Below are 7260 nucleotides of genomic sequence, written 5' to 3' on the forward strand. Positions count from 1 at the left end.
CCTCGATCAGGCTTTGACGGTGGCGAAGCGCAGGCAGGCTTCGATGATGCGGGTGAGCGCCGTGCGCATCGGCGCGGCGTAGGATTCGTCGTAAGGAGTCGGCCACTGGCCTTCGGCAACGGCGCCGAGCGGCTCCTGCATGTAGCCGCGGCAGGCGAGCTCCATCTGCACGGCGTGGATGCCCGCTTCCGGCCGGCCGAGGCTGCGCGTGATGTAGCCCCCCTTGAAACGGCCATTGGCGACGCGGCTGAACGTAGTCTCGCCGCAGATGGCTTCGATCATGGATGTCAGCGCAGGATCGCAGCTCGCGCCGGAATTGGTGCCGATGTTGAAGTTCGGCAGGGTGCCTTCGAACAGGCGCGGGATCACCGACCGGATCGAGTGGCAATCATAGACCACGATTCTGTCGTGCTTTGCCTGCAGGCGCTCGATCTCGCTCCGAAGCGCCGCGTGATAGGGCTCGAAGAAACGCGTGCGCCGTTCCGAAATCGTGGCGGCATCCGGTTCCCCGCCCGCCCTGTAGAGCGGCTCGCCGTCGAAGGTCGTGGTCGGGCAGAGCTCGGTGGTGGCCTGTCCGGGATAGAGGGACGCGCCCGACGGATCACGGTTCACGTCGATGACCGTGCGCGAGATCGCGGTGTGCACGACCGTCGCACCGAGATCGGCAGCGAAATCGTAGAGTCGGTCGATCCACCAATCGGCATCCTTGCGGGCGAGCCAGGGCGAGACGAGCCTGGACTCGAACTCGGCCGGGATCTCAGTTCCCGTATGCGGCAGGCTCACGACGAGCGGCGCCTCTCCGCGCCGCACGCTGAGCCAGGATGGAGCGGCACTCATGCGTGGGCCTCGGCAATTGCCGGCAGGACGTCATCACCGGCGACTTCCGTGAGCTTGCCGGAGACGACGAGCGCCGTGGCCTGCTCCATGTCGGGTGCGAAATGCCGGTCGTCCTCGAGAGACGGCACCGCATCGCGCAAGGCGGCGCGCACGCGCTCGAGCCGGGCGCTCGACTTCATCGGCGCATGGAAGTCACAACCCTGTGCCGCAGCCAAAAGCTCGATCCCGATGACGTTCGCGGCATTCGCTGCCATGGCGAGAAGCCGCCGCGCCCCATGCGCGGCCATCGAGACATGATCCTCCTGGTTGGCCGAGGTCGGGATCGAGTCGACGCTTGCCGGATAGGCGCGCTGCTTGTTCTCGGAAACGAGAGCGGCAGCGGTGACCTGCGGGATCATGAATCCGGAATTGAGGCCCGGCTTCGGCGTCAGGAAGGCAGGCAGGCCGGAGAGCGCCGGGTCGACCAGCATCGCGATGCGACGCTCGGCCAGCGAGCCGATCTCGCACAAAGCCATGGCGATCATGTCGGCCGCGAAGGCGACCGGTTCGGCGTGGAAATTGCCGCCGGAGATGACCTCGCCCGTGTCGGAGAAGACGAGCGGATTGTCGGAAACGCCGTTCGCTTCGGTACCGAGCGTTTCACCGGCTTGGCGCAGGAGATCGAGAACCGCGCCCATCACCTGCGGCTGGCAGCGCAGGCAATAGGGATCCTGCACGCGGTCGTCATTCGTCAGGTGCGAGGCGCGGATCGCGCTGCCCTGCATCAGCGCCCGCAGCGACGCGGCGACTTCGACCTGCCCGCGATGGCGGCGCAGATTTTGAATGCGCGCGTCGAACGGACCGTCCGAGCCCTTGGCGGCGTCGGTCGCGAGCGCCCCGGTGACGAGCGCCGCCTGGAAGACCCGCTCGGTCTCGAACAGGCCCGCGAGGGCGAGCGCCGTCGAAACCTGCGTGCCGTTGAGCAGCGCGAGCCCCTCCTTGGGACCGAGCGCGAGCGGCGCGAGGCCCGCATCGGCGAGCGCCTTGGAGGCGGGCACCCGTGCACCGTCGACGAAGAACTCGCCGACGCCCATCATGGACGCCGTCATATGCGCAAGGGGAGCGAGATCGCCCGAAGCGCCGACCGAGCCCTGGCCGGGAATGACCGGCACGAGGTCCTTGCGCAGGCAGGCGGCGAGATGCTCGACGGTCGACCAGCGCACGCCGGACGCGCCTTGTGCCAGGCTCGCGAGCTTGAGCGCCATGATGAGGCGCACGACCGGCACCGGCAGCGGCTCGCCGACACCGGCGGCATGCGAGAGAACGATGTTGCGCTGGAGCGTGGCGAGGTCGGCCGCATCGATGCGGACGCTCGCGAGCTTTCCGAAACCGGTATTGATCCCGTAGACCGGCTCGCCCTTGGCGATGATGGCGCGAATCGTCTCGGCGCCGGCCTCGATGCCGGCGCGGCAGCCCTCATCAAGGGCGACGTCACCACCGAAATAGATCTTGCGCCAGCTCGCGAGCGAAACGGAGCCGGGATTGAGCACGACGGTTCGGGTCACTGTCCTCTCCAGATGCGGGTATGCAAGGGGTTGAAGCCGATGCGGTAGACGAGCTCGGCGGGGCGCTCGACGTTCCAGATTGCTAGATCGCACCATTTGCCGGGCTCGAGCGTGCCGATCTCGTCGAGACGGCCGAGCGCGCGGGCGGCTTCGCGGGTCACGCCGGCCAGACATTCCTCGACGGTCAGGCGGAACAGCGTCGCGCCCATGTTCATCGTGAGCAGCAACGACGTCAGCGGCGAGGTGCCGGGATTGCAATCGGTGGCGAGTGCGATGCGTGTGCCGTGCTTGCGGAAATGCTCGACCGGCGGCTTCTGGGTTTCGCGGATGAAGTAGAAGGCTCCAGGCAGAAGCACCGCGACCGTGCCGGCCTTCGCCATCGCGGCCGCGCCATCCTCGTCCGTAAATTCGAGATGATCGGCGGAAAGGGCGCTGTGCTCGGCCGCGAGGCGCGCGCCGTGCAGATTGGAGAGCTGGTCGGCATGCAGCTTTACGGGCAGGCCGGCCGTACGGGCGGCCGCGAAGACGCGTGCAGTCTGTTCGGAAGAAAAGGCAATCCCTTCGCAGAAAGCATCGGCCGCATCGGCAAGCTCCGCCTTTGCGATCGCGGGCAGCATCTCCTCGCAGACGCGGGTGATGAAAGCATCCTTGTCGCCGTTCGCTTCCGGCGGGAGAGCATGAGCACCGAGGAACGTCGTCGTAACGGAGACGGGACGCTCGCCGCCGAGGCGCCGCGCGGCGCGCAACAGGCGGGATTCGCTGTCGAGGTCGAGGCCGTAGCCGGACTTAACCTCGATCGTCGTCACGCCTTCCCGGATCAGATGGTCGAGGCGGGGCAGGGCGCTCGACACGAGATCGTTTTCACTCGCGGCACGTGTTGCCTTGACGGTCGATGCGATGCCGCCGCCGGCACGCGCGATCTCCTCGTAGCTCGCGCCTTGCAGGCGTAACTCGAACTCGTGCGCGCGATCGCCGCCGAAGACGAGGTGGGTGTGGCAATCCACGAGGCCGGGTGTGATCCAGCGGCCCTCGCAGTCGATTCTGCTCTTTGCATCCCAGCCGGACGGCAGATCGCTCATCGCTCCCGCGAAGGCGATGCGCCCGTCCTTGGCTGCAACCGCGCCATGCTCGACGATGCCGAGGCCGTCCGCGTTCCGGGACAGCGTGGCAAGCCTTGCATTGAACCAGATCGTGTCGAAGCTCATGGCGCCTCCTCGGGTTCGCTCCCCTATTAATGTCTATACATAAAAGCCGTGAAAGGGTATGTCTAGACAAAAGTGGCGGGCCCGATGAGAAGCGGAGCCTGCCCTGAAATGCGGTGGGCCGTCCATCCGGAATGCCCTTGCAAAGGCCGGACCGGTTCCCCGGCAGATTGGGTCGAGTCACGAACGGTGTCGATGATGCGCAAGCTCTTTTTCGATCATGCCCTGCTTCCCTCCGGCTGGGCGACGGACGTCGCAATCGACGTCAAGGAAGGCGTCATTCGCGCCATCCACGCGAATGCCGCGTCTGACGGCCGTGAGCATATCGCCGGCATCGCGCTGCCCGGCCTGCCGAACCTGCACAGCCACACCTTCCAGCGCGGCATGGCCGGCTTGGCCGAGATCCGGGGCCCGGAAGGGGACAGCTTCTGGACGTGGCGTCAGGTCATGTACCGCTTCCTGGGCCATCTCACGCCCGACGACGTCGAAGCGATCGCAGCCTTCGCGATGATGGAGATGCTCGAGGGCGGTTTCACGGCGCTCGCCGAATTCCACTATCTCCATCATGACTTCGATGGCCGGCCCTATGCGGATCTCGCCGAGCTGTCGGGACGCATCGCGGCTGCCGCTGTCGAGACCGGCATCGGGCTGACGCTCCTGCCCGTGCTTTACGCACAGGGCGGCTTCGGAGGCACCGCGCCGAACGAGGGACAGCGCCGCTTCGTCAACGATGTCGAGCGCTATCTGCGGCTCGTCGAAGCCGCGCGCGAACGCGTGAGGAACCTCGACGATGCCGTCGTTGGCATCGCGCCGCACAGTCTGCGCGCCGTGACGCCCGAAGCACTCACGCAGGTGCTCGCGGCCGTGCCGCAGAGCCCGGTCCACATCCACGTCGCCGAACAGGTGAAGGAGGTCGAGGATTGCATCGCCTGGTCGGGTCGGCGCCCGGTCGAGTGGCTGCTCGATCATGCGCCGGTCAACGCGCGCTGGTGCTTGATTCACGCCACGCATCTCACGCCGGACGAGACGCATCGCTTCGCGCGGACCGGCGCGGCGGCGGGATTGTGCCCGATCACCGAGGCCAATCTCGGCGACGGCATCTTCGAAGGCGTCGATTTCCTGGCGGCCGGAGGATCCTTCGGCGTCGGCTCGGATTCGAACATCGATATCGATGCGCCGGCAGAGCTGAGGCAGTTCGAATACAGCCAGCGCCTGAAGCACCATGCGCGCAACGTGCTGGCGCGGCGCGAAGGCGAGTCGACCGGACGTGCTCTCTACGAGGGAGCGCTCGCGGGCGGCACGCGCGCCCTGGGACGGCAGATCGGTGCGCTCGCGACCGGCCACCGCGCCGATATCGTGGTGCTCGATTCGGCTCATCCCGACCTCGCATCCATCTCCGGCGACCGCTGGCTCGATTCTTTTGTCTTCGTCGCTGGCAAGGCCGCGATCGACAGCGTCATCGTTTCGGGCCGTTCCGTGGTAACGAAAGGCCGTCACCACCGCCGCGATGCCATCACGGCCCGGTATTCCGGCGCGATCGCGCGGCTGACGGCTTGAGAGCACTGGGGGGCAACGCGTCGGCATGAGTCATCTGCATCAGCGTATTCGAGACGACATCGAGGGGCGCATCATGTCTGGGGAGTGGCCGCCGGGCCATCGCATCCCTTTCGAGCACGAGCTGATGGCGCAGTATGGCTGCTCGCGCATGACCGTGAACAAGGTCCTGTCGACGCTCGCGGCCAACGGGCTTATCACGCGGCGGCGACGGACGGGCTCCGTCGTCGCGGTGCCGAGCACCGAGCGCGCCGTTCTCGAGATCCAGGATTTCGCGCTTGAGGCGGCGCGCACGGGCACGATTTACCGCTTCGAGGTACAGCGCTGTGTCGTCGAGCCGCTCGACATTGCTGCCGCGCAACGCATCGGGCTCCCTACGGGAGCCGAGATGCTCTGCATCAACACGCTTCACCTGATGGACGAGGTGCCGGGCGCCTACGAGCAGCGTCTGATCAATCTCGCGGCGGTTCCCGAGGCGCGCGACGAGCGCTTCGAGGACGATGTGCCGCCGGGCACTTGGCTGCTGCGGAGGGTGCCGTGGACCGATGCCGAGCACGTCATTCGCGCCGTCAATGCCGATGCCGCATTGGCGAAGCGGCTGCAGACCGAGATGGGCGCAGCCTGCCTCATGCTGGAGCGGCGCACCTGGCAGGCGGGCGCTTTCATCACCGAGGCACGGATCACCTATCCGGGTGATCGGCATCACCTCGTCGGGCGGTTTTCACCGGCTGGGGATGGCGGGATCTTCGGCGGAACCACGGAGTGAAAATATCGCCGTGCGGAAGGCGGGGCGTGAGCAGTGGCAAAGGCCCTCTTTTTCTACCGAGCGCGAAAGCGGCAGCGCCGGCGATCAGCACGGAGCCAGGGACGTTATATGGCGTGTCGTGCCCTGGAGACTCATTCCATTCAAGTAGTGTAAGTTTTCTGGCCGCTCGCATTGTAGACGTGCGCGCCACGAACCTCGAAGTCATCGAAGCGAGAGCCGTCGAAGAAGATCCGCTTCGCAGCGCTGCCCTGCGGGTCACTGCCATCGTAGGCGATGCAGGCCTTTCCCGGCAGTTCGGGACACTTGTAGCCGAGATCGAGCGTCACGGTTTTTGCGCTCGTCGTATGCCGCTCCGATCCGCCCTTGGTGCCCCATTCGGCGATCGACAACTGTGCTTCGAGCCGATCACCTTTGCGGCCTCCGAGCGTGCAGTCCTGGACGACGGCGATATGGCGCCACCGGTTGCCATTCTTATCGGGTGAGCCGAAGGTGAGGAGCAGCGTGCCGGTCTTGATCGCATCGGGGCTCGTGACCGGCGGAATCGGAACCAGGCCCCGGCTCGTCCTCACGTCCTCGGTTGCTCCGTTCTTGAGCGCCGCATCCGTGTAGCCCCGTGCATAGGCCGCGATGCTGGTTGAGGGCGAGATCCCGCAGTAATTCCCCGCGAAGCTGTTGCAGTCGATCCCGAACCAGGTGCTCGCATAGGCCGGGCCGGACACCGGCGTCCGCACGCGCCCGGCGAGAAATGCAACGCGTGTCGCGTCGCGGATCTCGTCCGGCGCGGCTCGCCCCTCGAAGGCGCGCCGGATGCTCGCCTTGTGGAACACTTGACCCTTGTATTCGAAATCGAGTGGAACGCTGCTCGGGCCCTGGACCGTCTTGTCGGTCGCGCGCAGCGCCTGCGCGACGATGCCGAGGATCGTCCAGTATTCCGTGTTCTTGTCGGCTTGCCAGCCCGAGACATAGGCCGTGATGTCGGCCGTCCCGAACAGTCCGATCGCGGGATCGTCGAGCGAAATGTTGTGATAGCTCCATTCGTAGACGAAGGGGTCCATCCACCACGGACTGAAGCCGATCCCGAACATCACAACGCCTTTCCGCTTGCCTTGGCGGCAATGGTGCCATTTCGTCAGGTCCGGAGTCCGTGCGCAGGCGCACCGGCTGCGTGTGCCTTGTCACCCGGAGGTCAGATGGAACTGCATCTCGCCATCCGTTCCGAGCAGGGAGAATGCCAAGTAAGCCCCTGCAGTGTAGCGTGACCGTAACCGCCGAGATGGGCCATGGTGATCGACTGGAGGCCCGTCCCTGACCAGCCGCAGCGATCCGGGCGACCGCGGCATCACCTCGTCGGACGGTT

At 66.2% G+C, this 7260-nt stretch carries 7 protein-coding genes; 2 read left to right on the plus strand and 5 right to left on the minus strand.

Annotated elements, in window-relative coordinates; all coding sequences use genetic code 11:
* Positions 1-6: 6 nt before the first annotated feature.
* From hutG to hutI, 3 genes are read right to left on the minus strand one after another with little or no spacing between them, the layout of a single operon-like run.
* Complete coding sequence (hutG, locus tag BN1233_RS03760; RefSeq protein WP_046862056.1) at positions 7-837, minus strand: N-formylglutamate deformylase; 831 nt, start codon at positions 835-837, stop codon at positions 7-9.
* Positions 834-2381, minus strand: a complete 1548-nt coding sequence (gene hutH / locus BN1233_RS03765; RefSeq protein WP_046862057.1) for a histidine ammonia-lyase — start codon at positions 2379-2381, stop codon at positions 834-836. Before hutH ends, hutG begins: the two co-directional genes overlap by 4 nt.
* On the minus strand, positions 2378-3586 hold the full coding sequence (hutI, locus tag BN1233_RS03770) for an imidazolonepropionase (protein WP_046862058.1): 1209 nt from the start codon (positions 3584-3586) through the stop codon (positions 2378-2380). Before hutI ends, hutH begins: the two co-directional genes overlap by 4 nt.
* Before the next feature lie 195 nt (positions 3587-3781).
* Between hutI and BN1233_RS03775 the strand changes: the two genes are divergently transcribed.
* Complete coding sequence (locus BN1233_RS03775; RefSeq protein WP_046862465.1) at positions 3782-5140, plus strand: formimidoylglutamate deiminase; 1359 nt, start codon at positions 3782-3784, stop codon at positions 5138-5140.
* 25 nt (positions 5141-5165) lie between these two features.
* Positions 5166-5903, plus strand: a complete 738-nt coding sequence (gene hutC, locus BN1233_RS03780; RefSeq protein WP_046862059.1) for a histidine utilization transcriptional repressor HutC — start codon at positions 5166-5168, stop codon at positions 5901-5903.
* 140 nt (positions 5904-6043) lie between these two features.
* Here hutC and BN1233_RS03785 read toward each other — a convergent pair whose 3' ends face one another.
* On the minus strand, positions 6044-6988 hold the full coding sequence (locus tag BN1233_RS03785; RefSeq protein WP_046862060.1) for a hypothetical protein: 945 nt from the start codon (positions 6986-6988) through the stop codon (positions 6044-6046).
* Between the two features lie 90 nt (positions 6989-7078).
* Positions 7079-7260 (minus strand): hypothetical protein (locus tag BN1233_RS49050; protein WP_048708806.1); only part of this gene is annotated, 182 nt, incomplete at its 5' end.

The organism is Microvirga massiliensis (assembly GCF_001006805.1).
GTDB lineage: Bacteria > Pseudomonadota > Alphaproteobacteria > Rhizobiales > Beijerinckiaceae > Microvirga > Microvirga massiliensis.